The 23,656-nt window shown below is 67.2% G+C and carries 21 protein-coding genes; 7 read left to right on the forward strand and 14 right to left on the reverse strand.

The annotated features are described in order from the left end of the window. The first annotated feature begins 271 nt into the window (after positions 1-271). Genes EBL84_RS00935 through mutM form a run of 5 tightly spaced genes read left to right on the forward strand, consistent with a single transcriptional unit; the run spans position 272 to position 5,143 of the window. On the forward strand, positions 272-1,177 hold the full coding sequence (locus EBL84_RS00935) for an ABC transporter ATP-binding protein (protein ID WP_123139331.1): 906 nt from the start codon (positions 272-274) through the stop codon (positions 1,175-1,177). After that, positions 1,174-1,911 carry an ABC transporter permease gene (locus tag EBL84_RS00940; protein WP_123139104.1) on the forward strand — a complete coding sequence of 246 codons (738 nt, stop codon included), beginning with the start codon at positions 1,174-1,176 and terminating at the stop codon, positions 1,909-1,911. Before EBL84_RS00935 ends, EBL84_RS00940 begins: the two co-directional genes overlap by 4 nt. Further along, on the forward strand, positions 1,911-3,275 hold the full coding sequence (locus EBL84_RS00945) for a GldG family protein (RefSeq protein ID WP_123139105.1): 1,365 nt from the start codon (positions 1,911-1,913) through the stop codon (positions 3,273-3,275). The genes EBL84_RS00940 and EBL84_RS00945 overlap by 1 nt, the downstream gene beginning before the upstream one ends. Continuing rightward, a complete protein-coding gene (locus EBL84_RS00950; RefSeq protein ID WP_123139106.1) occupies positions 3,272-4,264 on the forward strand; it encodes a hypothetical protein in 993 nt (330 codons plus the stop codon). The genes EBL84_RS00945 and EBL84_RS00950 overlap by 4 nt, the downstream gene beginning before the upstream one ends. A 51-nt stretch (positions 4,265-4,315) precedes the next feature. Then, entirely contained in the window at positions 4,316-5,143 is an 828-nt protein-coding gene (mutM, locus tag EBL84_RS00955; RefSeq protein ID WP_123139107.1) for a bifunctional DNA-formamidopyrimidine glycosylase/DNA-(apurinic or apyrimidinic site) lyase, read from the forward strand. Here mutM and EBL84_RS00960 read toward each other — a convergent pair. The 7 genes from EBL84_RS00960 to uvrD all read right to left on the reverse strand — a co-directional run bounded on the left by EBL84_RS00960 (position 5,134) and on the right by uvrD (position 12,731). Continuing rightward, positions 5,134-5,877 carry an MBL fold metallo-hydrolase gene (locus tag EBL84_RS00960; RefSeq protein WP_123139108.1) on the reverse strand — a complete coding sequence of 248 codons (744 nt, stop codon included), beginning with the start codon at positions 5,875-5,877 and terminating at the stop codon, positions 5,134-5,136. The two genes, mutM and EBL84_RS00960, sit on opposite strands and share 10 nt — an antisense overlap. 92 nt (positions 5,878-5,969) lie before the next feature. Continuing rightward, positions 5,970-6,884 carry an HDOD domain-containing protein gene (locus EBL84_RS00965; protein WP_123139109.1) on the reverse strand — a complete coding sequence of 305 codons (915 nt, stop codon included), beginning with the start codon at positions 6,882-6,884 and terminating at the stop codon, positions 5,970-5,972. Positions 6,885-7,201: 317 nt separating this feature from the next. Further along, positions 7,202-8,077, reverse strand: coding sequence for a Tim44 domain-containing protein (locus tag EBL84_RS00970; RefSeq protein ID WP_123139110.1), 876 nt, complete (start codon positions 8,075-8,077; stop codon positions 7,202-7,204). Positions 8,078-8,435: 358 nt separating this feature from the next. Beyond that, the gene (locus EBL84_RS00975; RefSeq protein WP_062274879.1) at positions 8,436-8,687 is read right to left on the reverse strand and encodes a YfhL family 4Fe-4S dicluster ferredoxin; all 252 of its coding nucleotides are present in this window, start codon (positions 8,685-8,687) and stop codon (positions 8,436-8,438) included. Between the two features lie 53 nt (positions 8,688-8,740). Further along, positions 8,741-9,217 carry a pantetheine-phosphate adenylyltransferase gene (gene coaD, locus EBL84_RS00980; protein WP_062274882.1) on the reverse strand — a complete coding sequence of 159 codons (477 nt, stop codon included), beginning with the start codon at positions 9,215-9,217 and terminating at the stop codon, positions 8,741-8,743. A 332-nt stretch (positions 9,218-9,549) separates the two neighbouring features. Then, entirely contained in the window at positions 9,550-10,509 is a 960-nt protein-coding gene (locus tag EBL84_RS00985; protein ID WP_123139111.1) for a UDP-glucuronic acid decarboxylase family protein, read from the reverse strand. A gap of 35 nt (positions 10,510-10,544) precedes the next feature. Next, a complete protein-coding gene (uvrD, locus tag EBL84_RS00990) occupies positions 10,545-12,731 on the reverse strand; it encodes a DNA helicase II (protein WP_123139112.1) in 2,187 nt (728 codons plus the stop codon). A 525-nt stretch (positions 12,732-13,256) separates the two neighbouring features. On the opposite strand from uvrD, the gene hemE reads away from it, so the two are divergent. Then, entirely contained in the window at positions 13,257-14,321 is a 1,065-nt protein-coding gene (gene hemE / locus EBL84_RS00995) for a uroporphyrinogen decarboxylase (RefSeq protein WP_005222211.1), read from the forward strand. A 103-nt stretch (positions 14,322-14,424) separates the two neighbouring features. On the opposite strand, the gene EBL84_RS01000 is transcribed toward hemE, so the two are convergent. From EBL84_RS01000 to glgC, 7 genes are all read right to left on the reverse strand, one after another. Next, entirely contained in the window at positions 14,425-15,834 is a 1,410-nt protein-coding gene (locus EBL84_RS01000; protein WP_123139113.1) for an FAD-dependent oxidoreductase, read from the reverse strand. 512 nt (positions 15,835-16,346) lie between these two features. After that, positions 16,347-17,156 (reverse strand): iron export ABC transporter permease subunit FetB, encoded by an 810-nt coding sequence (gene fetB, locus EBL84_RS01005; protein WP_123139114.1) that lies wholly within the window; start codon positions 17,154-17,156, stop codon positions 16,347-16,349. Continuing rightward, positions 17,153-17,770 (reverse strand): ATP-binding cassette domain-containing protein, encoded by a 618-nt coding sequence (locus EBL84_RS01010; protein WP_123139115.1) that lies wholly within the window; start codon positions 17,768-17,770, stop codon positions 17,153-17,155. Before EBL84_RS01010 ends, fetB begins: the two co-directional genes overlap by 4 nt. Continuing rightward, a complete protein-coding gene (trmB, locus tag EBL84_RS01015) occupies positions 17,770-18,462 on the reverse strand; it encodes a tRNA (guanosine(46)-N7)-methyltransferase TrmB (protein WP_123139116.1) in 693 nt (230 codons plus the stop codon). Before trmB ends, EBL84_RS01010 begins: the two co-directional genes overlap by 1 nt. A 209-nt stretch (positions 18,463-18,671) precedes the next feature. Further along, a complete protein-coding gene (locus tag EBL84_RS01020) occupies positions 18,672-19,469 on the reverse strand; it encodes a thiazole synthase (RefSeq protein WP_123139117.1) in 798 nt (265 codons plus the stop codon). A gap of 120 nt (positions 19,470-19,589) precedes the next feature. Continuing rightward, on the reverse strand, positions 19,590-19,790 hold the full coding sequence (gene thiS, locus EBL84_RS01025) for a sulfur carrier protein ThiS (RefSeq protein ID WP_123139118.1): 201 nt from the start codon (positions 19,788-19,790) through the stop codon (positions 19,590-19,592). A gap of 14 nt (positions 19,791-19,804) precedes the next feature. Further along, positions 19,805-21,076, reverse strand: a complete 1,272-nt coding sequence (gene glgC, locus EBL84_RS01030) for a glucose-1-phosphate adenylyltransferase (protein ID WP_123139119.1) — start codon at positions 21,074-21,076, stop codon at positions 19,805-19,807. 238 nt (positions 21,077-21,314) lie between these two features. Here glgC and glgB point away from each other — a divergent pair, with 238 nt between their 5' ends. Continuing rightward, on the forward strand, positions 21,315-23,573 hold the full coding sequence (gene glgB / locus EBL84_RS01035) for a 1,4-alpha-glucan branching protein GlgB (RefSeq protein WP_123139120.1): 2,259 nt from the start codon (positions 21,315-21,317) through the stop codon (positions 23,571-23,573). Positions 23,574-23,656: the final 83 nt, after the last annotated feature.

A 23,656-nucleotide genomic window follows, 5' to 3' on the forward strand; every position in this document is an offset into this window, starting at 1 on the left:
GGTGGCCGACAGTGAATGGAGCGCGCTATCGTCGAGGGCGTCCCTCCACTGGCGGCTGACCGCTGATCGCTGGCAGCTTGAATCCCTTCGCACCCTTTGCGGCTTTGCGGTTCAAACTTCCTGGCGGCTGGCGGCTGGCGGCTGGCGGCTGGCGGCTGGCGGCTGGCGACTGGTAGCTGGTCGCTGGTCGCTGGTCGCTGACAACTGATCGCTGGAAGTGTTTGGCAATCCCCCGAGGAGCGGGTATCTTGCCGCTGTCATGGAGACCCTCGTGCGCGCAACCGCCCTGAGCCGCCGCTTCGGACGCCATCAGGCGCTCTCCGAGGTGGAGCTGACGCTCGATACCGGTCAGGTGCTCGGTCTGCTCGGCCCCAATGGGGCCGGCAAGAGTACCTGCCTGCGGCTGCTCGCCGGCGTGCTCGCACCGAGCAGCGGCCGGGTCGAGATCCTCGGCGCCGATCTCGCCCGTCAGCCACGCCTGGCCAGGCGCCGGATCGGTTACCTTCCCGAACGCCCGCCGCTCCACCCCGAGCTGCGGGTGGACGAATATCTGCGCTTCTGTGCACGACTGCGTGGCATCCCAGGTGCGCGCATCAACGCAAGCCTGGACGCGGCCAAGCATCGCTGCGGACTCGACCGGGCGGGTCGCCAGCTCGTCGGCACCCTGTCCAAGGGCTATCAGCAGCGCCTGGGGATCGCCCAGGCGATCATCCACCGCCCCCGGGTCCTTATCCTCGACGAGCCGACCGAGGGACTCGACCCTTACCAGATCCGCGCGCTGCGCGCACTGATCCGCGATCTCGCGCACGAGTGCGGCATCATCCTCTCGAGCCACATCCTCCCCGAGGTCCAAGCGGTGTGCGACCGGGTGATGATCCTGCACCAGGGTCGGGTTCGCTATGACGGCTATCCCGCCGCCGACCACAATCCGCATCTGTGGCGGATCCGGCTCGGCGACCCGGAGCAGGGTGAGCGGTTGCACGCGCTCGACTCGCTCGATCAGGTGAGTCCACTCGCCGAGGCCCGCTACCGGGTCGTGCTCAAGGATGGCGCGAGCGCCGCCGACCTGGCCCGCGAGCTGGTCGCCGCCGGGGTCGATCTGCACGAACTCCATCCCGAGCGCAGCGATCTCGAACGCGTCTTCTTCGACCTCACCGGCGCGGAGGAGTCGACATGATCCGTACCCTGTTCACCCGTGAGCTGCTCGGCGGCGCCGTCACCCCCTTGCCCTGGGTACTGCTCGGCGGCGCCCAGATCGTGCTCGCCTGGATCTTCCTCCAGGTGCTCGAGGAGGTCGCCGGACTCGACGCGGCGACCCGCCAGCACAGTCTGACCCTGGAGCTGACCCTCAACCTGTTCGGCTTCACCGCGGTGATCCTGATGTTCGCCGCGCCGCTGATGGGCGCGCGGATGCTCAGCGCGGAGCTGCGCGACGGGCGCTTCGCGCTGCTCGCCAGCGCGCCGATCGGCAGTGGCGAGATCGTGCTCGGCAAGTATCTCGGGCTGTGGGCACTGCTCAGCCCGCTGTGTCTGCTGCCGGCACTCAACCTGCTGCTCCTCGTCGGTGCCGCGCCGCTCGACGCGGGACAGATCGCCGCCGCCACCCTGGGGCTGTGGCTCGTCGCCGGGCTGTTCGCGGCGGTGGCCATCCACGCCTCGACGCTGAGCACCCAGCCGACGAGCGCGACCCTGGCCGCCTTCGCCGTGCTGCTGCTGCTCTCGGTCATCGGTCGCGCCGAGCAGTTCGTCGACGGCTCACTGTCACTGTTCGGTTGGCTGACCTGGAACGAGCACCTCTTCTGGTTCCTGCTCGGTGCCGTCCGACTCAGCGATCTCGCCTATTTCGCCCTGTTCAGCGCGGTCTTCCTCGCGCTCGCCCAGCGCCGCCTCGACAACCGACGGCTCGCCTGATGTCGCCACTGCATCGTATCCACGCCCTGCTCAAACGACTCGATCGCCCGCTCGCCGATGGCGTCTTCCTCGCGCTGCTGCTCGCCGTGGCGATCGCCGCCGGCTGGCTGAGCGCACGTCACGATCGCTACTGGGACTGGACCTCGAGTGGCGACAACAGCCTCTCGGTCGAGACTCTGCAGCTGCTCGCCGAACTCGATCAGCCGCCGCGCATCACCGTCTTCGCCGACCCCGACGGGCTGCTCGGCAAGTCGATCAGACGTTTTCTCACCCGCTATCAACAGGCGCTCCCCGGCATGCGGGTCGAGTTCGTCGACCCGCGCCGCTTCCCCGAGCGCGCGCGTAACGCCCAGGTCCGGGTCGATGGCCAGTTGCTGGTCGAGTATCGCGGCCGACGCGAGACCCTGGAGCGGCTCGACGAGCATGATCTCAGCGCCGCCATCGCCCGACTGCTGGAGGATCGGCGGCCCTGGGTCGCGGTGATCGAGGGGCACGGCGAGCGCGACATCGATGGCGAGGCCGCCACCGATCTCGGTCGGCTCGGGCGCGAACTCGAGGCCCAGGGCTTTCTCGCCCGTCCACTGGACCTGGCGCTGGTCAGCGACGTGCCGGTCAACACCCACCTGGTGGTCCTCAGCCAGCCCGAGATCGCGCTCTTCCCCGGCGAGGTCGAGCGACTGATCGACTATCTCGATCGTGGCGGCAACCTGCTGTGGCTGCTCGACCCCGGCCCGCTCAACGGCCTCGAGCCACTGCTCGAACGGCTCGGACTGCACCCGCTGCCCGGGGTGGTGCTCGACCCCGAGAGCCTGGAGCAGGGCGCCGACACCCCGACCCTCGCACAGGGAACCGCCACCCCCCACCCGCTGACCGCCCAGCTGTCGCAGTCGGTGCTGCTCCCCGGGGCGCGTGTCTTCGCCCCCGAGAGCGCCGCGGGCTGGACACTCGCGCAGCCGCTGGTCAGCGGTCCGCGCAGCTGGAACGAGGTCGGACGCATCGAACCCGGGAGCTACCGCGACGAGGTCGTCGGCGAGTTGGCCGGTCCTCAGGCGCTCCTGCTCGCGTTGACCCGCGCGAGCACCGAGGGCGACCGCCACCAGCGCATCGCGATAGTCGGTGACGGTGACTTCATGAGCAACGCCTGGATCAACCGCGAGGGCAACCGGGCGCTCGCCTTCGCCTTGATCGACTGGCTCAGTGGCGCGCGCATGCACCCGTTGCCGTCACCGGCGCCCGGACATCCGCCACTCGAACTCGACGACGAGCGTCGCCTGCTGCTCGGCCTGGGCAGCCTGGGGGTGATCCCCGGACTGCTGCTCGCCATCTGGCTGCTGATCCAGTGGCGGCGCGGGAGGGTACGATGAATCGACGCTGGCGGATCAATCTGGTCCTGGCGATACTCCTGCTCGGCCTCGCACTGGCGATCCGTGATGAGCTGCACCAGCACCATGCGCGCCCGCTGCTGGCGACGATCGAACCGACACAGATCCAGCGCATCGGTCTCGAGCGCGATGGCGAGCCGCCGCTCGAGTTCATGCGCGCCGGCGCGGGCTGGGAGCTGCGCGCGCCCTTCCGCGCACCGGCCGACGTCGAGCGCATCGAACGCCTGCTCGGGGTGCTCGCGACACCGGTGCAACAGAGCTTCCCGGTCAGCGGGCTCGAACTCGCTCCCCTGGGGCTGTCGCCCCCTCGGGTGCAGCTGCGGGTCGATGCCCGAGCGTTCGCCTTCGGCGCCACCGATCCGCTCCAGCAGCATCGCTATGTCGCCGCCGGGGACCTGGTACACCTGATCGACGATCGCGCCTACCACCTGCTGATCGCGCCGCTGCGCGACTATGTCTCGACGCGCCCGCTGCCGGCCGACTTCGTCCCGGTGCAGGGCACGCTCGAGGGTATCGGGCTGACCCCGGAGTCGCTCGCCGCGCTGCCCGCGCTCAGCGCCGAGCGGGTCGAGCACGACCCCGAGCCACCACACGGCACCGCCCTCAGTCTGCGCGCCGAGGACGGTCGGATGCTGCGCTTCCGTCTCTCCGAGGATCAGCGCAGCTGGCGACGACTCGATCAGCCGTTGCGCTATCTGCTGGCCACGGCGCCCAGGCTCGCGACCGATCCGGCGCTGGCGACCTTGCCCGAACCGATGGCGCCACCAGCACCCATCGGCGCCGATCCCTTCGCCCCGGAGAGCGGCGCGATGGACGAGCCGGTGCTGCCGAGCGATGCCCTGCTCGGACCGCCACCGGAGGTCCGCCTCGGCCCCGAACGCCCCAGCCCCGAGGCCGGCTTCGGCGCCGAGCCCTACAAGCGTCCGCCCCAGGGCTTCGGCCAGGACCCCTTCGCCCCGGATCCGCCCTGACGATGACGACTGTCACGGCCGATCGTCCCCGTTCGAGAGTATGCCCCGAAGATGCCTGAACTCCCCGAGGTCGAGACCACCCTGCGCGGCATCCGCCCCCATCTCGAGGGGCGGCGGATCGAGCGGCTGCTGGTACGCGAGCCGCGGCTGCGCCAGCCCGTCGCCGCCGACACCGCCGAGCGGATCGCCGGCACCCATATCCTCGGACTCGAGCGACGCAGTAAGTATCTGTTGCTCGGACTCGAGCAGGGCAGCCTGCTGATCCATCTGGGGATGTCCGGCAGTCTGCGCATCCTCGACCCGGCAACGCCGCCGCGTCGTCACGACCACATCGATCTGGTCTGCGCCGGCGGCCCCTGCCTGCGAATGCACGACCCCAGACGCTTCGGGCTCTTTCTGTGGACCCCGCAGACGCCGCTCGAGGCCCGCGCCACGCACCCGCTGCTGCGTCATCTCGGCCCGGAGCCGCTCACCCCCGAGTTCGACGGCGATCATCTCCACCGCATCGGCCGCACCCGGCGCATCGCGGTCAAGTCGCTGATCATGGACGCCAGTGTGGTGGTCGGGGTGGGGAACATCTATGCCAACGAGTCGCTGTTCCTTGCCGGGATCCACCCGACGCGCCCAAGCAATCGGATCTCGCTGGCCCGCTATCGACGGCTCGCCGAGACCATCCGCGCGGTGCTGGAGGCGGCGATCGAGCAGGGTGGCACCACCCTGCGCGACTTCCTCCGCGACGACGGCCAGCCCGGCTACTTCGCCCAGTCGCTCAGGGTTTACGGGCGCGGCGGCCAGCCCTGTCGCGACTGCGCCACCCCGCTGCGCGAGCTGCGCATCGCCCAGCGCTCGACCGTCTACTGTCCGCGCTGTCAGCGCTGAGCAGTCGCGCCCAGGGCGGCGAAATCGACCCTGGCACCGATCCCGCCGCCGAGCGCATGACCCCCATAGAGGCGCTGACAGGCGGCCACCCCGGCGGCGCCGGTGCAGTGGGTCGGCAGCACCCATTCGACCCCGAGGTCGCGCAGCGCGGTCACCGTCGCCGCGATCTCCACCGACTCGGCACGCATCAGGTGCAGCCCGCCGATCACCCAGCGCACCGGGGCATCGGCGAGCGCGCGGGCACGTGCCACCAGCGTCTCGATCCCGGGGTGGGCGCAGCCACTGACTAGGGCGATCCCGGCGCCGGTGTCGATCACCAACGCCTGCTCATCGGGCGGCCCTTCGAGTCGGCCGGTGGAAGAGACGCCGGGAGCGAGTTCACGCGGCTCGGCCCCGACCACGATCAGCTCGCCACAGAGCCCGTCGATGTCCTCGACCAGATGCGCCGAGAAGCCGTCGTGGAGCACGCAGGACACACCCGGATTGGCGTCCAGCACCGCATCCAGACCGCCGATGTGATCCCAGTGCTGGTGCGAGAGGAAGACCTGATCGAGGGTCGCCGGATCGCCCCCCTGGGCGCGCATCCCGCGCAACAGCGCCGGGCCGTTGCTGCCGGTGTCGAACAGCAACCGCTGACCGTTCACCCGCACCAGCGCGGCAAACCCCCAGAGCGTACGCGGACCGCCGGCGGGATCATGGTTGTCGAACAGGATGGTCAGGTCGGAAGGCTTCACCGGCGTCTCTCCTCGTGCTGCGAAGGACACGAGTCTCGACGCCGAGGACATCGGCGGGCGATGAAAAAGCGCAAGACGGGGCGACTAATCCCTCATCCGTCGCCTGTACCCTGGCTCCAGCTCCCCCGCATCGCCTCCTCGGAGAGCGCGTTCAGGGTCTCATCGTTGAACTCGAGCTCCTGACGGGCGTCGTCGAGATAACCGAGCATCTCGGGGGCATCCTGGTTGCCCTGCGGCAGTGCCCGCAGATAGTAGGCGAGCTTGGCGATCGCAATCAGCGTGCGCACCCGCGCATCGGCGAGCTTGACCGCCTGGGGATCGTGATGGTGATAGATCGCCAGGGTGGTGTAGCCGGGGAGCTGCCAGGTCCCGGCGAGCAGGAAACCGACCGTGGTGTGATCGACCCCGAGCGCCTTGCGCTCGTGCTCGATCAGGGCATTCGGCGAGGCGGCGTGGAGGATCCAAACGGTGGCATAGTCCTTGAGCTGCTCGGCGAAGATGAGACTGCCGACATCGTGCATCAGGCCGAACAGATAGGCCTCCTCGGGATCGATGCAGCCGATCTGTCTGGCGATCGCGACCGCGGCATGGGCCTGTTCCATGATCGACTCCCAGACCACCCGCGCCGCGCCCCCCTGGCTGTGGCGCAGCGCGCGCTCGATGGCATCGGCCGAGGCCAGCGCGGCGACCCGCCGGACCCCCATCATGGTTACCGCCTGATGGACGCTGGAGATCTTGGCCCGCGCGCCGAACAGGGGCGAGTTGACCGTCTTGAGCACCTGACCGGAGAGCGCCAGATCCTGAGCGATCAGATCGGCGGCGACCTGGAGGTCGGGTTCAGGCCGATTCAGCTCCTTGCGCAGCGCCAGGATCACATCGGGGATCTGCGGCACCACCGCCTTGCGCACCGCCTTGAAGGCGAGTTCGAGCGCCTCCTTGGAGGGATAGATCCCGTCGGGCGCGCTTGATCCGGTGGAGCTGGAGGGGGGAGGTGTCGGGCTGGACATGATCTGGACTCTCCGTAGACACGCGCGGACTCAGGGCGCGCTCAACACTCGATGAGACGGGACCTGATGCGCCCACAACCGTCTCGGCACCATGGAACATGAACTGGGCACGGAGTGAACGAACACCAGCGATATCCGCCAGCTGATCGACTAGGGCAGCAACGGGCGACGCCCACAGGGCCGAGTGGGGCGAAGGTCGGCGGCGTTCGGCCAATCGCCGTCGAGCGGATTATGCGGCATCTCGCCCCGCTCGTCCCTCACTCGGTCGCACCAGCCGCTGCAGCAGGGCGCCGACGCGCCCCGCTGCAACCTCGGGATCAGCCCTCGACCTGCTGGATCCCGGCGATGTACCAGTCACCCGCAGGGCTGGCCCAGGCGTGCTGGATGTGCCAGACCTCACGGAAGGGCTCGGCCGGTGCCTGAGCCTGCTCACGGATCAGCCCGGAGAAGAGGATGCTCACGACCACCTGATCGCCATCGCGCTGCACCCCGACCAGCTCGGTCTTGAGCTGCACCACCTCGGTGCTCTGGGGACCGCTGAGCTTGGCGCGCTCGCGCTCGAGTTCGGCGAACAGCTCGGGCGTGGTGTACTCGGCGATGTCGTTCATGTCAGCCTGGTCCCAGGCCGACTGCAGACGCACGTAATGCGCCTTGGCGTCCTCGAGGAAGCCGGCGGCATTGAACCAGGACGGCTGCTGCTGGGTCCCGCCAGCGCGACGCATGCCGGCCGCACCCGGGTGAGCCTGACGCTGCTGGCCCGGCATCACCCGACCATGGGCGCCGGCGGCCGCGGGCACGGGCACGGGCCCCGCCGCCTGCCGCCGCCGCAGCGCCCGGAACAGCATCACCGCGCCGAACACCAGCAGCGCGATCAGCAGGAAGTCCATGAACTGGAAACCCTCGAAGCCGTCGCCGAAGAACAGCGAGGCGAGCAGACCACCGGCGGCCAGACCGGCGAGCGGACCGAGCCAGCGACTCGCGCCGCTCTTCGGCTGCTGGGCGTTGGCCGCGGTCGAGCTGCGTGGCTGCGCCGCCTGCTGCTGACGCTGCGCCGGGCGCGAGGAGAGGCTGCTCGACTGCTTGCCGAGGCTGGATCCACCCCCGAATCGCTTGGCCTCGACGTCCGTGGACACGGACATGAAGCCGACCACGACCAGCGCCAGCGCGGTCGTGAACAGGGTCTTGACGGTCATTAGCGAGGATCTCCTTCAGGTTGTCGAAATCGATGCAAATCAAGGCGCGACAAACGAGGCGCCGCCGCCGGCCTCGAGACCGGACGTGCCGTCTTCCGGGGCCGGTGGAAGATCGCGGATCGGCAGGGAGGAGGGGCGCGCGACGGCATCAGTGACCGATGCACGACCCCAGGCAACCGCCATGCATCCCATGCGGTGTCTTCGGCGAGCGGAGCACGTCACGGGCGGGGCGAAGGGGTTCGATCGTCGCCCGCGCACGTGCCGACATGACGCGACACCGCCGGGACGAGGCCGACAGCCACAGCAGCGGACGTCCGGAAAAGACCGGCCTGTCCCGCACTGCCGTGGCAGACCGCGGTCAGTTACCGCCGGCGATGCGCTCGAACTTGGCCCGCAGCGCGTCCTCGGACTCCTCGTGATTGGGGTCCTTGATGATGCAGTCAACCGGGCAGACCTCGACGCACTGCGCGGTTTCGTAATGACCGACGCACTCGGTGCAGAGGTTGGGATCGATCTCGTAGGTCTCGTCACCCTGCGAGATCGCGCCGTTCGGGCACTCGGGCTCGCAGACGTCACAGTTGATGCATTCGTCGGTGATCAACAGCGCCATGGAAGAACTCCTTGAGCTATAGCTTCAGTGGATGGAGAAAAAGCGCGCGGATCTTATCCAAAGCGCGCCTTCAGTGCAGCCTCGACCGTCGGGACGACGAAGGCCGACACGTCGCCCTTGAGGCGGGCGATCTCCCGCACCAGGGACGACGAGATGTAGGCATATTTCTCGGCTGGCGTGAGAAACAGGGTCTCGATGTCCGGCGCCATGCGCCGGTTCATGCCCGCGAGCTGGAACTCGTACTCGAAGTCGGACACCGCGCGTAACCCACGCATGATCACATCGACCCCGAGCTCGCGCGTGAAATCCACTAACAACCCTTGGAAATCAACGGTTTCGACCTTGGGGATATCGGACACGGCCTCGCGCACCAGGGCAACCCGCTCCTCGGTGGTGAACAGGGTCTGCTTGCCGGTGTCGGCGGCAACGGCGACCACGACCCGATCGAACAGACGCGCCGCGCGCAGGATCAGGTCGACATGACCGTTGGTGATGGGATCGAAGGTCCCGGGATAGACCACGCTGCGCAAATCTTCAAGCCTCTGGAATGGACACCCCGAGTTCGGTGTTCTCCGGGGGCTGGATCGAATCCTCCGGCGCCCGCGAACCCAGCGGCCGAGCAACCGGCATGAACGGCGGCCATCCCCGGGAGATTCGGGGGCGCAACCCGCTCGGGTCGTCTACCGCCGGCGCGAACCATAGCACAGCACTGGGCGAAACGCTGACCGACATCCCCGTTCGACGACGACCGAGCCCCCGCGCAGCGCCTGCCACCGGTCTCAGATTAGCGCCTCGAGCGCCGGGGCAGAAACAAATAAACCATTGAACAAAAAAGCCTTCATCAACCGGCCCGAAGATCGGCTCAGGCCAGGCCACGACGCAGCAGCGCCTCGAAATACTCCACCGTTCGCCGCAACCCGTCGACGAGCTGGACCCGAGGCTCCCAAGCGAGCAGCTCGCGCGCCAGACGGATGTCCGGGCGGCGCTGGCGCGGGTCGTCGACGGGCAGCGGTCGCTCGATCAAGGGCGCATTCGAGCCGGTCAGCTCACGCACGCATTCGGCCAGTTCACGCATGCTGAACTCGACCGGATTGCCGAGATTGATCGGCCCGGTGACCGCCTCCGGACTCTCCATCAGTCTCACGATCCCCTCGATCATGTCATCGACATAACAGAAGGCGCGCGACTGACTGCCATCGCCATAGAGGGTGATGGGCTCATTGCGCAATGCCTGAATGATGAAGTTGGAGACCACCCGTCCGTCGTCAGGGTGCATCCGCGGGCCATAGGTATTGAAGATCCGCGCCACCTTGATCCGCAGTCCGTGCTGACGGTGATAATCGAAGAACAGGGTCTCGGCGCATCGCTTGCCCTCGTCATAGCAGGCGCGTGGACCGATTGGGTTGACCCGTCCCCAATAGCCCTCGTCCTGGGGATGGACCTCGGGATCACCATAGACCTCACTGGTCGAGGCCTGAAAGATCCGCGCCCCGGTCCGCTTGGCAAGACCCAGCATGTTGATTGCGCCATGGACGCTGGTCTTGGTGGTCTGTACCGGGTCTGATTGATAATGGATCGGCGAGGCCGGACAGGCGAGGTTATAGATCTCATCGACCTCGACATAGAGCGGAAAGGTGACATCATGACGCATCAACTCGAAGTGCGGATGACCGAGCAGATGGCGGATGTTGTCCTTGGTCGCGGTATAGAAATTATCGACACAGAGGACATCGCAACCCTGCTCGAGCAGACGCTCACAGAGATGACTCCCCAGAAAACCGGCGCCGCCGGTGACCAGCACGCGTTTGTTGAGTGTCTTCATGCCACCTCCCGGGTGGTCGGCCACCGACGACAAGGCTATGCCGCCTCCAGTTTGGCATAGGCGAGCACCAGCCACTTGGTACCGGCACTGCCCTGGAACTTGACCTGGATACGCGCCTGGGCGCCCCGTCCCTCGCCATCGAGTACCACGCCCTCGCCGAACTTGGCGTGGCGGACCCGCTGTCCGACCTGAAAACCGCCGGTCTCACGCGCCGCGGCAGGACGGGCAACGGGTGGTGGCGAGGGCCTGAACGCAGGCGACGGTCTGGGGGGCGCGGCGCGAGCGCGCACGTCCTCGATCAGCCGCTCCGGGATCTCGCGCAGAAAGCGCGATGGCGGCGGCAGATCCTGACGCCCATAGAGCCGCCGACTCTCGGCATGGGTCAGATAAAGCTCGGCCATCGCCCGGGTCATGCCGACGTAGCAGAGCCTGCGCTCCTCCTCGAGCCGGTCCGGATCGTCAGCGGACATGGCGTGCGGGAACAAGCCCTCCTCGAGTCCGACCAGGAAGACCACCGGAAACTCCAGCCCCTTGGCGCTGTGCAGCGTCATCAGCTGTACCGCATCGGTCTCGGCATCGGCCTGGGTCTCGCCGGCCTCGAGCGCGGCATGGGCGAGGAAGGCGCCGAGTACCTCGCCATCCGGCGCCTCGAGTTCATGGGCGAAGCGCGCAGCGGTCTCGACCAGTTGCTGGAGGTTCTCGATGCGATCGCGCCCCTTGCCGTCCTTCTGCTTCTCGTAGTGCGCCGGCAGCCCCGCCTCGTCGATCAGCGCGGCGGTCAGATCGGGCAGCAGTTGGGTGGCGCTGCGGGCACGCTGCTGCTCGATGAAGGTCATGAAGGCGCCCAGCGCATTCGCCGCCCGGCCACCCAGCCCCTGCTCGGCGATCAGCTGTGCGCCGGCGCGCCACAGCGACAACCCGTGCCCCCGGGCATGATCGCGCAATTGATCGAGGGTACGCAGTCCGATCCCCCTCGAGGGCGTATTGACCACCCGCTCGAAGGCCGCGTCATCGTCCTGGTTGGCGATCATGCGCAGATAGGCGAGGGCGTCACGGATCTCTGCGCGCTCGAAGAAACGCTGCCCGCCATAGACCCGATAGGGGACGGCGGCACGCATCAGGGCCTCCTCGAAGAGCCGCGACTGCGCGGTAGTACGATAGAGGATGGCGCATTGATCATGACGCCCACCCGGCGTCTCGGCATGACGGCGAATACGCTCGACGACGAAGCGGGCCTCATCGACCTCGTTGAATGCACCATAGCGCCGGATCGGTGCGCCGGACTCACCCTCGGTCCACAGCTGCTTGCCCAGTCGCGAGGGGTTGTTGGCGATCAGCGCATTGGCGCCGGCGAGAATGGTGGCGGTGGAGCGATAGTTCTGCTCCAGACGAATGACACGGGTCTCCGGATAGTCGCGCTGAAAGGAACGGATGTTCTCCACCCGAGCACCACGCCAGCCATAGATCGACTGATCATCGTCACCGACCGCGAACAACTTGTCCTCGCCACCGGCGAGCAGACGCAGCCAGGCGTATTGGATGGCATTGGTGTCCTGGAACTCGTCGACCAGGATATGACGGAAACGGCGCTGATAATGCTCGAGCAGGTCGGCACGATCACGCAACAGCTCATGGGCGCACAGCAGCAGATCGGCGAAATCGAGCAGACCACCACGTTGACGCAATTGCTCGTATTCACGATAGACGGTGAGCATCCGCTCGCCGAAGAAGTCACCGGAGAAGTCGAGGTGCGCCGGTCTCAACCCCTCGTCCTTGTGCTTGTTGATGAAGGACTGGATCTGGCGCGGTGCCCAGCGGGTCTCGTCGAGACCGAGGTCCTTGACGATGCGCTTGATCATGCGCAGCTGATCGTCGGCGTCGAGGATCTGGAAGTGCTGCGGCAGCCCCGCCTCCTGCCAGTGCGCGCGCAGGAGACGATGGGCCAGGCCGTGGAAGGTCCCGACCCACATCCCGCCGACCGGCTGCGCGAACATGGTCTCGATGCGTCCACGCATCTCGCGAGCGGCCTTGTTGGTGAAGGTGACGGCAAGGATCCCCCAGGGCGGGACCTGCTCGACCTGGAGCAGCCAGGCGATGCGGTGGACCAGCACGCGGGTCTTGCCCGAGCCGGCGCCAGCAAGGATCAGGAGATTGCCCGGAGGGGCCGAGACGGCCTCGCGCTGGGCGGGGTTGAGCGAGTCGAGGAGGGCTGAAGCATTCATCGGGGAATTCTACCCCAGTGCGGGGGCGACGGAAGACGAGGATCTCACTGACATTTTCGGTCCGCGGATGGCCGGATCTAGGGTATGCTGGATCCGTTCGGCCCCGCCGTTTCGCGAAAATCTAATCAAAATAAAATATAGATATTTAAAGTCTGTAGTTATTATTGATTCCTGTGGATATCCGGATAACTCTGTTTTCTTCTTGTTGATCAGCAGCTTGCAAGGCGCCTGCGAGTGGATGAAGCTGGAGATATCCTGTGGATAACTTGTGTCTGAATCAGGGCCTGATTTTGTCCACCTGTTTGTCCACCGACTTATCCACAGGGTTGCGCACAGCTTATTAAGGTTTCCTTTGTTTTCAGTGTCTTGGCGATCTCGCTGGAGATCCGGGGCGAGCGGGAGAGGGCTGTGCAGGGTCGCTGCGGGATACGTTCGTTCTCGTCGGGCGTTCGGTCGTCAACCCGTAGTAGAATAGCCCTGCAAAACCTGCGTTCTTAACACATCAAACTGCCCGGGCACTGCTTCATGACCCAACTGAAGAATGACACCTTCCTGCGCGCCCTGATGCGCGAACCCGTTGATTACACGCCGGTTTGGATGATGCGCCAGGCCGGGCGCTATCTCCCCGAGTACCGTGCCACCCGCGCCAAGGCGGGCAGTTTCATGGATCTGTGCAGGAGCCCGGAGCTCGCCTGCGAGGTCACGCTCCAGCCGCTCGATCGCTTCCCGCTGGACGCGGCGATCCTGTTCTCCGACATCCTCACCGTGCCCGATGCGATGGGCCTGGGGCTCTACTTCGCCGAGGGCGAGGGTCCGAACTTCGAGCGTCCGGTGCGCACCGAGGCCGACATCGATCGTCTGCCGATCCCCGATCCCGAGGGTGAGCTCAAGTACGTCATGGACGCGGTGTCGGTGATCCGCCGCGAGCTCGACGGTCGCGTGCCGCTGATCGGCTTCTCCGGCAGCCCCTGGACCCTGGCCACCTACATGGTCGAGGGCGGCAGCGCCAAGAACTTCTCCCACACCAAGGCGATGATGTTCGACCGTCCCGACCTGCTGCACCGCCTGCTGACCAAGGTCGCCGACTCGGTGACCTCCTACCTCAATGCCCAGATCGCTCGTGGCGCCCAGGCGGCGATGATCTTCGACACCTGGGGCGGTGCCCTGGCCCCGGCCCACTACCGCGAGTTCTCGCTGGCCTACATGAAGCGGGTGATGGACGGCCTGACCCGCGAGGCCGAGGGCCGCCGCGTCCCGGTGATCCTGTTCACCAAGAACGGCGGTCAGTGGCTCGCCGACATGGCCGACACCGGCTGCGATGCCCTCGGTGTCGATTGGACCACCGATCTGGCCGATGCGCGGCGCATGGTCGGCGATCGCGTCGCCCTCCAGGGCAACCTCGACCCCTGCACCCTCTACGCCTCGCCCGAGCGGATCCGCGAGGAGGTCGCGCGGGTGTTGGAGAGCTATGGCAAGGGCCCCGGCCACGTCTTCAACCTCGGCCACGGCATCACCCCGGACGTCAATCCGGAGAATGCCGGCGCGATGATCGAGGCGGTGCACGAGCTGAGCCGTCCCTACCACGCCTGAGTCGCTGTCACGCCGTCTTCGGACGGCGTCATCCGGCCGACATGAACGGGCCCGACCGCGCCTCAGCGTGGTCGGGCCCGTTTTTCCGCGCTCGGTTGCGGGATCAGACCGCCGTGGCCAGCGCCTCGGTGTTCCGGTCCTCGTGGTCGCGGGTGTCCTCGTGCCCCATCAGCAGCTCCTGCTCGAAGGCGCGCTCGTCGATACGGGCGCCGAGATACTCGGCGATGGCACGCATGTCGCCCTCGCCGGCGCCGAGACAGCTGGTGCCGCCGGGCGAGGGGGTCATGTTGAAGATGATGCCGCCGCCGTCGCTGATCTTGGCCTCGCCCATGCGCAGCTTGCGTGCGCGCTTGTCGATGAGCTGTGGGCGGATCCCGCCGAAGCCCTCGGCATAGCTGATCTCCGAGGCCTGGAGCGCGGGGACGATCTTGCGGATCTCGCGCACGAACAGCTGGCGGTTGAGCCAGGGCACCTCGTAGAGGAAGTTGCGCAGCACATAGTTGCGGATGTCGGGCACCCGCATCAGGTCCCAGACCACCGCTGCGACGTCGCGGTCGAAGCGCTGCACCTTGAAGAACTCACGGATGCTCGCGCGGTTGTAGCGCTCGAGCATCGGCAGCATCAGCGCGGTGGGGCCGAAGCGGGTCTTGCCGCGCTCCTTGACGTCGTGGTCGCCGTGCACCGCGGCGAAGGGCAGATTGGGGTTCTGGACGGTGTAGACCTTGCCGTTGAGCGCCTCGGGGGCGAAGTAGAAGGAGCCGGCCACCGGCAGACAGGAATACTCCAGCCCCAGCCCCATCTCCTGGGCCATCAGCAGCGAGTGCCCCCCGGCGCAGACCACCACCGCGCGCGCCTGTAGCAGGCCGCGGTTGGTGCGCAGCACGTAGTCCCCGCCCTCCTTGCGGATCGACTCGACCTTGGTCGAGAACAGCTGGGTGATCTGCTTGCCCGTGGTGCGGTCCAGGTGTGCGCAGGCGTCCGAGAAGGACTGGGCCAGCGCCTGGAAATCGACCGCGCAGTACTCGTCGGCGGTCCCCGTGGCGACGATCTCCTCGTCGCGCCAGCGCCCGTCGACTCGTGCCACATTGGGTTCGAGCTCGGCGATCGCCTCGCGCTCGAGCAGTTCCATGCGCGGGAAGAGGTCCTTGAACCGGGTATGGCGCTCGCGGATGTAGCGACACTCCTCGGCGCCGACACCGAGCACCATCTTGGGCATGCGCTGGATGATGCGGTCGCGTTCCTCGGGCGGCAGCTTGGTGGCGTAGTTGATCACCATGTAGGCGGTACGCTTGACCGAACGCGCCTTTTCCAGGGTGTAGTTGGTCTCGATGTCGCCGCAGTGGATGGTCTGGCTGTTGCTGTGGGCGTGTGAGTTGACCGTGGCGACGTCGTCGTACTTCTCCACCAGACACAGCCGGCCGAGATCGGTGAACCTGGCCAGTTCGTAGAGCAGGGCGGTGCCGGTGACACCGGCGCCGACGATGAGTACGTCGTAGTGGGTTGATGGGTTCATGCGCATGCTCCTCCGCAACGGCGTTGCCGGCTCTTGGCGCAAGGCCCCTGGGTTCGGCCTTGTGCGTGGCGCAGGGATGCACCGGTCGCTGTGACGACACGGGTGGTGGTCACTGGGTCCGGGAGCGGGGCCTCGAGGGTGGTTCGGCCCCGAGCCGATGGCGATCCTGCGCGGGTTGCCGTCTGTGATCCCTGTCGGGAAGGCGCGTCAGGCCAGACCCGACGCGGTATGGATTCACACTAGCGGATGCGGGGCCGGGAAAGAACGCAGCGGGACGGATTTATAGTATTGATATTTACAATCAACTTATTGCTTGCATTGATTTAAGTAAATACCAATAGCGTCGCTCGGATAACTGCCCGCTTTCGATGTAAAGTCTTTCAGATCAGTGTCTTGCGCGACCTGGAGGGGCGCTCGCTGAGCGCCGTGCAGGATCATTGGGGGAGGATCAATCCATCGCCGAGGCGGGTTCGGCGGTGGGTAAAAGCACGATTTGTGCGCCGGTTCCTCCCTCAGCCCCCTCTCGGTCGTGCCTTCAGCCGATCCAGACGCAGTCGCTGGCGGTCGTCGAACAGCCGTCGCGAACCCGCCCAGACCGCGAAGATCGACCCCAGTCCGGTGCCGCCGGCGATCAGGAACATGATCAGGATCTGATACCTGGCCGCCTCCAGCGGCGGGCTGCCGGCCAGTACCTGACCGGTCATCATCCCCGGCAGGCTGACCAGCCCGGCGCTGGCCATGGAGTTGATGATCGGGATCAGCCCGGAGCGGATCGCCTCGCGTCGCACCTCGCCGATCGCCTCGCCCCAGTCGGCGCCGGCGAGCAGCCGCGCCTCGATGCGCGCGCGCGCCTCCCAGGCGTGGCGGGTGAGGTTGTCGAGGGCGATGGCGATGCCGTTCATGGTGTTGCCGAGCAGCATGCCGAGCAGCGGGATCAGGTACTGCGGCTGGTACCAGGGATCGACCCCGATCACCAGGGTGAGGGCGAGGAAGGTCACCCCGAACGAGGACAGGAACATCGACACCGCGCCGATGCCGTAGCCCCAGGGACCGCGATAGCGGCGTCGCTGACGCTGCATCACCTCCCAGCCGGCCACCGCGAGCATCACCAGCGCCACCGGGGCGATCAGCGACAGGCTCGACTGGGCGAACAGCACCTTGAGCACCAGCCCGATCAGGCTGAGCTGGATGGCGCTGCGCAGCGCGGCGACGAGTACGCGCCGCTCCACCCCCAGGCGCAGCCGCCAGGAGACCCCGGCGAGCAGCAGGATCAGCACCGCGGCGAGCGAGAGATCGAGTGGCGTGAGCGAGATCAGCGTCATGACGGGTCGATGTCCTCGGGTTCGAGCCGGCCGTCGCGGATGCGCAGCCGGCGATCGCCGAGTCGGCGCCGCTGGGCCGGGTCGTGACTGACCCAGAGCAGCGGTGTGCGGTGGGCGATGCGGTAGTCCTCGATCAGCCCCTCGACCCGGGCGCAGTTCTGCGGGTCGAGGTTGGCGGTGGCCTCGTCGAGCAGCAGCGCCCGTGGCGACTGGGCGAGCAGGCGCAGCAGCGCGAGGCGCTGACGCTCGCCGGTGGAGAGCCGGGCGACCGACCAGTCGAGTACCTCGGGGCCGAAGCCGAGCGCGCTCAGCCAGTCATCGAGCGGCGGGTGTGCGGCGGGCAGGTGCTCACCCACCGACTCGCCCCACCAGGCCGACTCGGCCGGCAGCAGCCCGACGCGGCGACGCCACAGCGGGGCGGGCAGGCGCGAGCGCGGCGTGTCGTCGAGCCAGACCTCGCCCTGATGCGGGTCGAGGTCGGCGATGGCGCGCAGCAGCAGGCTCTTGCCGCAGCCCGAGGGGCCCGACAGGAACACCCGCTCGCCGGCGCCGACGGCCAGGTCGATGGGCCCGAACAGGGCGTTGCCGAGCCCCTGGACCCTGAGCCCGTCCATCAGCAGCGGCGGAAGACGAGATCGTGGACCACGTGACCGAGGCGCTCGCCGCGCTGCTCGAACTTGGTCAGCGGACGGCTCTCGGGGCGCGGGGTGTAGTGACCGGCGCCGGCGGTGTTGGCGAAGCCCGTGGCCGCCTCCAGGGTCTCGAGCATCTGCTCGGCATAGGGCTCCCAGTCGGTGGCGGCGTGGAAGTGACCGCCGGGACGGATGGCGCGCTCGAGCAGCGCGATCATCCCGGGGTTGAGGATGCGGCGCTTGTGATGGCGCTTCTTCGGCCAGGGGTCGGGGAAGAACAGCTGCACCCGGTCGAGCGCGCCGGGGGCGATGCCGTGGGTGAGCAGTTCGACGGCGTCCTGACGCATCACCCGCAGGTTGTCGATACCGAGCCGCTCGATCTCGAGCAGCAGGTGCCCGACCCCGGGGCGATGGACCTCGACCCCGAGCCAGTTGCGCCCCGGGTCGTCGGCGGCCATCCGCGCCAGCGACTCACCGTTGCCGAAGCCGATCTCGAGGGTCACCGGCTGGTCGTTGCCGAACAGCGCACCGAGGTCGAGCGGCGCCGGTGCCTGCCAGTCGACGCCGAAGCGGGGCCAGAGCTCGGCGAAGGCGCGCTCCTGACCGGGGGTGAGTCGGCCCTCGCGCAGCACGAAGCTGCGCACCTGACGATGACGGGGATCTGTTGGTTGCACGGATGGATTCTCGACGCTTGATGACTGATGACCGGATGGATCGTGGCGGGGCGATCCCTGGGCGGGTGTTGCGTCCTGGCGGTTCGAGGCGATGGCGCCGCAGCTCCGCTGCACGATCGGGATGCGCAGGATACCAAGAGCCGGGCGGTCGGTGGGGCAGCGCGCCCGGTCGGGCGCGCTGGCGACGGGCCTCGGCCCGTCGGCGGGGATCAGAAGAACAGCCCCTCGATCGGCGAGGAGGCCGAGGCGAAGCGCTTGGCCGGCATGCGCCCGGCGAGATAGGCCTCGCGACCGGCCTCGATGCCCTTGCGCATGGCTCCGGCCATCAGCACCGGATCCTTGGCCGCGGCGATGGCGGTGTTCATCAGCACGCCGTCGCAGCCGAGTTCCATCGCCTCGGCGGCGTCGGAGGCGGTGCCCACGCCGGCGTCGACCAGCACCGGCACCTTGGCGTTCTCGACGATGGTGCGGATGTTGAGCGGGTTGCGGATGCCCAGGCCCGAGCCGATCGGCGCGGCCAGCGGCATCACCGCGCAGCAGCCGATGGCCTCCAGCTCGCGGGCGACGATCGGGTCGTCGTTGGTGTAGACCATCACGTCGAAGCCGTCGGCGACGAGGATCTCGGCGGCCTTGAGGGTGGCGATGACATCGGGGAACAGGGTCTGCTGGTCGCCGAGCACCTCGAGCTTGACCAGCTTGTGGCCGTCGAGCAGCTCGCGTGCCAGGCGGCAGGTGCGCACCGCGGTGTCGACATCGAAGCAACCGGCGGTGTTGGGCAGGTAGGTGTAGCGCTCCGGGGGCAGCACGTCGAGGATGTTGGGCTCATCGGCGTTCTGGCCGAGGTTGGTGCGACGCACCGCGACCGTGACGATCTCGGCGCCGCTGGCCTCGATGGCGCGCGCGGTCTCGTCCATGTCCTTGTATTTACCGGTGCCGACGAGCAGGCGGGAGCCGTACTCCTTGCCGGCGATGACGAGTCGGTCTGGGTTCTGGGTCGCTGTGGTCATGAGGGTCCGTGTCGAAGCGTGAAGTGGAAAACGAACCAGCATGCGGCCGGTGGCAGGCAAATTCAAAAGGGCCGCAGCTGTGAGTCAAGGATGGCGCCGGGGCAGGCTCGGCGTGGCCGTTCAGCCGCCGCCGACGGCGTGGATGATCTCCACCCGGTCGTCGGCGGCGAGGCGGTGCTCGGCGAAGCGGCTGCGCGGCACCAGCTCGGCGTTGACCTCGACGGCGAGACGCTTGCCGGTGAGTTCGAGCTGCTCGAGCAGCTCGGCCATGGTGATGGCCTCGGCGACCTCGGTGCGGTCGCCGTTGATCTCGATCTGCATGTGCTCTGTGTTCCTCATCGCACGTGGTTGGCGTTCTGCCCGAGCATCTCCGGGGTCACCAGGGTGATGCCACTGTCGGTGACCTGGTAGCCGGCGCGGCGATCGGCCTCGGGGTCGAGTCCGATCACGGTACCCTCCTCGAGCTGGCAGTAGCGTTCGATGATGGCGTTGCGGATGGTGCAGTTGCGACCGATGTCGACGTCGGGCAGCACCACTGAGTCCTCGACATAGGCGAAAGAGTTCACTCGCACGTTGGAGAACAGCAGCGAGTGACTCACCTTGGCCCCGGAGATGATGCAGCCGCCCGAGACCATGGAATCGACCGCCATGCCGCGTCGGTCCTCGTCGTCGAAGACGAACTTGGCCGGGGGCAATTGTTCCTGATAGGTCCAGATCGGCCATCCCTTGTCGTAGAGATTGAGCGGTGGGGTGACGCCGATCAGCTCGAGATTGGCGGCCCAGAAGGCATCGAGGGTACCGACGTCGCGCCAGTAGGCCTGCTCGCCGCTGACCGGGTCGCGGAAGGTGTAGGCCATCACCCGATACTGCTTGATCACCGAAGGGATGATGTCCTTGCCGAAGTCGCGGCTCGAGTCGCGGGTGTCGGCGTCCTTCTGCAGCTGCTCGAAGAGGAAGTCGCGGTTGAAGACATAGATCCCCATCGAGGCGAAGCAGCGCCCGGGGGCGCCGGGGATCGGCTTGGGTTCGGCGGGTTTCTCCTCGAAGCCGCGCACCCGATGGCCGGCGTCGACCTCCATCACCCCGAACTCGCGGGCGCGCTCGGTGTCGACCTCGAGACACCCGACGGTCATGTCGGCGCCGGACTCGACGTGGAAGGCGATCATCGCCCCGTAGTCCATCTTGTAGATGTGGTCGCCGGCGAGGATCAGCACATAGTCGGGGTCGTGGTCGCGGATGATATCGAGGTTCTGGTAGACCGCATCGGCGGTGCCGGCGTACCAGGAGTTCTCGGTCACGCGCTGCTGCGCCGGCCACAGCTCGACGAACTCGCCGAACTCGCCACGCAGGAAGCCCCAGCCCTTCTGGATGTGCAGGATCAGCGAATGCGCCTTGTACTGGGTGAGCACGCCGATGCGACGGATCCCCGAGTTGATGCAGTTCGACAGCGGGAAGTCGATGATGCGGAACTTGCCGCCGAAGGGCACCGCAGGCTTGGAGCGCCAGGTGGTGAGCTGCTTGAGGCGGGATCCCCGTCCGCCAGCCAAGATCAGCGCCAGGGTATTGCGGGTGAGACGGCTGATGAAACGGGGGTTGCTGTGGGGCATGAAATCCTCCTGAAATCTTGAGGCAACCGCATGTTAAGCAGTGCCCTTATGATACCATCGAGGGCGTTCTTCAGAGCGGATCGAGCCGTGTTCGTCGAGCCATTTCCCCGATCTTTGCTGAGTATCGGGCGAGGCTCGCGCGGTGACGTGCGTTCCCAGTCTCGACTGGTCAGCGGCCCCGGCGGCGGGCCCGTCACTGACCCCGACCACAGCTAGACAGCGGAGGAAGATCAGCGATATGGCAACCGCAACCCAGGCCGCGCGGGCCCTTCCCGATCCCCTGCAACGCATCGTCGAGGCGCGTCATCACGATCCCTTCAGCGTGCTCGGTCGCCATCTCGACGAGGATGGCGATCTGGTGGTGCGTGTCTTCCTGCCGCGCGCCGAGCGGGTGCGGCTGGTCGAGGCCGCTGCCGCGATGACCCGGATCGAGGGTACCGACCTGTTCATCTGGCGTGGCCTGCCCGAGGCGTTGCCAGAGTGCTATCAGCTCGAGTGGGAAGACGCCTCCGGGGCGGTGCATCGCACCCACGACCCCTACTGCCTCCCGCCGCAGCTCGGCGACTTCGACCTTCATCTGTTCGGCGAGGGGCGTCATTGGCACGCCTATCGTTTTCTCGGCGCGCATCTCCACCAGGTCGACGGCATCGCCGGGGTGCGTTTCGCGGTGTGGGCGCCGAATGCCGCGCGGGTGAGCGTGGTCGGCGACTTCAACGCCTGGGACGGGCGCGCCCATCCGATGCGGGTGCGCGGTGGCTCCGGGGTGTGGGAGCTGTTCATCCCCGAACTCGGTCCCGGCGGGCTCTACAAGTACGAGATCCGCGACCGCCAAGGTAACGTCCAGGTCAAGATCGACCCCTATGCCCAGGCCTTCCAGGAGCGGCCCGAGACCGCCGGCCATCTCTGCCCGGAGACCCGCTATCGCTGGGGTGACGCCGGCTGGATGCGCGCCCGCGCCGAGGCCGACTGGCAGCAGCGCCCGTTTTCGGTCTACGAGGTGCATCTCGGTTCCTGGCAACGTGATGCCGACGGCGGTTTTCTCAACTATCGCGTGCTGGCCAAGCAGATCGGCGACTATGTCGAGGCGCTCGGTTTCACCCATGTCGAGCTGCTGCCGATCACCGAGCACCCGCTCGATGCCTCCTGGGGCTATCAGTGCACCGGCTATTTCGCTCCGACCTCGCGCTTCGGCTCGCCCGACGACTTCCGCTTCTTTGTCGATCATCTGCATCAGCGCGGCATCGGCGTGCTGCTCGATTGGGTGCCGGCGCACTTCCCCAAGGACGCCTACGCCCTGGCGCGCTTTGACGGCACCGCGCTCTACGAGCATGCCGATCCACGGCTCGGCGAGCACAAGGACTGGGGCACGCTGATCTTCAACTTCGGTCGCAACGAGGTGAAGAACTTCCTGCTCTCGAGCGCGCTCTACTGGCTCGAGGAGTTCCATCTCGACGGGCTGCGGGTCGATGCCGTGGCCTCCATGCTCTATCTCGACTACTCGCGCGACGCCGGCGAGTGGATCCCCAACAAGTACGGCGGCAACGAGAATCTGGAGGCGGTGGAGTTCCTGCGCGAGCTCAACCGGGTGGCCCACGAGCGTCATCCCGGCACCCTGATGATCGCCGAGGAGTCGACCTCCTGGCCGGCGGTGTCGCGCCCGACCTATCTCGGCGGGCTCGGCTTCAGCATGAAGTGGAACATGGGGTGGATGCACGACACCCTGTCCTACATGTCCAAGGACCCGATCTATCGCCACTTCCATCACGACCTGCTCACCTTCGGGCTGCTCTATGCCTTCACCGAGAACTTCGTGCTGCCCTTCTCACACGACGAGGTGGTGCACGGCAAGGGCTCGATGATCGACAAGATGCCGGGCGACGGCTGGCAGAAGTTTGCCAGTCTGCGCCTGCTCTATACCCTGATGTTCAGCTATCCGGGCAAGAAGCTGTTGTTCCAGGGCTGCGAGTTCGCCCAGGGGCGCGAGTGGCGCTTCGACGACGCGCTCGACTGGGAGCTGCTCGAGCGGCCGCAGCACCAGGGCATCAAGCGTCTGGTGACCGACCTCAACCACTGTTATCGCACGCTGCCGGCGCTCCATCAGCAGGACTTCGCCAGCGAGGGCTTCGAGTGGATCGACTGTCACGACAGCTCGCAGTCGGTGCTGAGCTATCTGCGCAAGGACCGCAACGGCGAGACCCTGGCGGTGGGGGTGTTCAACTTCACCCCGGTGCCGCGCGAGTGTTATCGCATCGGCGTCCCCGAGGCCGGTTTCTATCGCGAGCTGATCAACTCCGACGCCGAGCTCTATGGCGGCAGCAACGTCGGCAACCAGGGTGGCGTCGAGACCGAGGCGGTAAGCTGGATGGGGCGTCCCTACTCGATCCCGATCGCCTTGCCCCCGCTCGGTGGCCTGATCCTGGTGCGCGAGTCACGGGCCGAGGCCCCGGAGGCGGGCGCGCGCGGCGATACCGCCGACCGTGAGGTCAGCGCCGCCTGATCCATCTCGGTCCGGCGTTGCGACGTCGGGCCGAACCATTGCAACGACGCCGCCCCTCGCGCGGCGTCCCCACGTCATTCCAC

Source organism: Marichromatium sp. AB31, assembly GCF_003718685.1.
GTDB classification, from domain to species: Bacteria; Pseudomonadota; Gammaproteobacteria; order Chromatiales; family Chromatiaceae; genus Marichromatium; species Marichromatium gracile.

Coding starts and splice junctions, on each gene's coding strand:
- EBL84_RS00940 (WP_123139104.1), top strand. CDS start 1,174: ATGATCCGTACCCTGTTCACCCGTGAGCTGCTCGGCGGCGCCGTCACC.
- EBL84_RS00945 (WP_123139105.1), top strand. CDS start 1,911: ATGTCGCCACTGCATCGTATCCACGCCCTGCTCAAACGACTCGATCGC.
- EBL84_RS00950 (WP_123139106.1), top strand. CDS start 3,272: ATGAATCGACGCTGGCGGATCAATCTGGTCCTGGCGATACTCCTGCTC.
- mutM (WP_123139107.1), top strand. CDS start 4,316: ATGCCTGAACTCCCCGAGGTCGAGACCACCCTGCGCGGCATCCGCCCC.
- EBL84_RS00965 (WP_123139109.1), bottom strand. CDS start 6,884: ATGTCCAGCCCGACACCTCCCCCCTCCAGCTCCACCGGATCAAGCGCG.
- EBL84_RS00970 (WP_123139110.1), bottom strand. CDS start 8,077: ATGACCGTCAAGACCCTGTTCACGACCGCGCTGGCGCTGGTCGTGGTC.
- EBL84_RS00975 (WP_062274879.1), bottom strand. CDS start 8,687: ATGGCGCTGTTGATCACCGACGAATGCATCAACTGTGACGTCTGCGAG.
- EBL84_RS00985 (WP_123139111.1), bottom strand. CDS start 10,509: ATGAAGACACTCAACAAACGCGTGCTGGTCACCGGCGGCGCCGGTTTT.
- uvrD (WP_123139112.1), bottom strand. CDS start 12,731: ATGAATGCTTCAGCCCTCCTCGACTCGCTCAACCCCGCCCAGCGCGAG.
- hemE (WP_005222211.1), top strand. CDS start 13,257: ATGACCCAACTGAAGAATGACACCTTCCTGCGCGCCCTGATGCGCGAA.
- EBL84_RS01000 (WP_123139113.1), bottom strand. CDS start 15,834: ATGAACCCATCAACCCACTACGACGTACTCATCGTCGGCGCCGGTGTC.
- fetB (WP_123139114.1), bottom strand. CDS start 17,156: ATGACGCTGATCTCGCTCACGCCACTCGATCTCTCGCTCGCCGCGGTG.
- EBL84_RS01010 (WP_123139115.1), bottom strand. CDS start 17,770: ATGGACGGGCTCAGGGTCCAGGGGCTCGGCAACGCCCTGTTCGGGCCC.
- EBL84_RS01020 (WP_123139117.1), bottom strand. CDS start 19,469: ATGACCACAGCGACCCAGAACCCAGACCGACTCGTCATCGCCGGCAAG.
- thiS (WP_123139118.1), bottom strand. CDS start 19,790: ATGCAGATCGAGATCAACGGCGACCGCACCGAGGTCGCCGAGGCCATC.
- glgC (WP_123139119.1), bottom strand. CDS start 21,076: ATGCCCCACAGCAACCCCCGTTTCATCAGCCGTCTCACCCGCAATACC.
- glgB (WP_123139120.1), top strand. CDS start 21,315: ATGGCAACCGCAACCCAGGCCGCGCGGGCCCTTCCCGATCCCCTGCAA.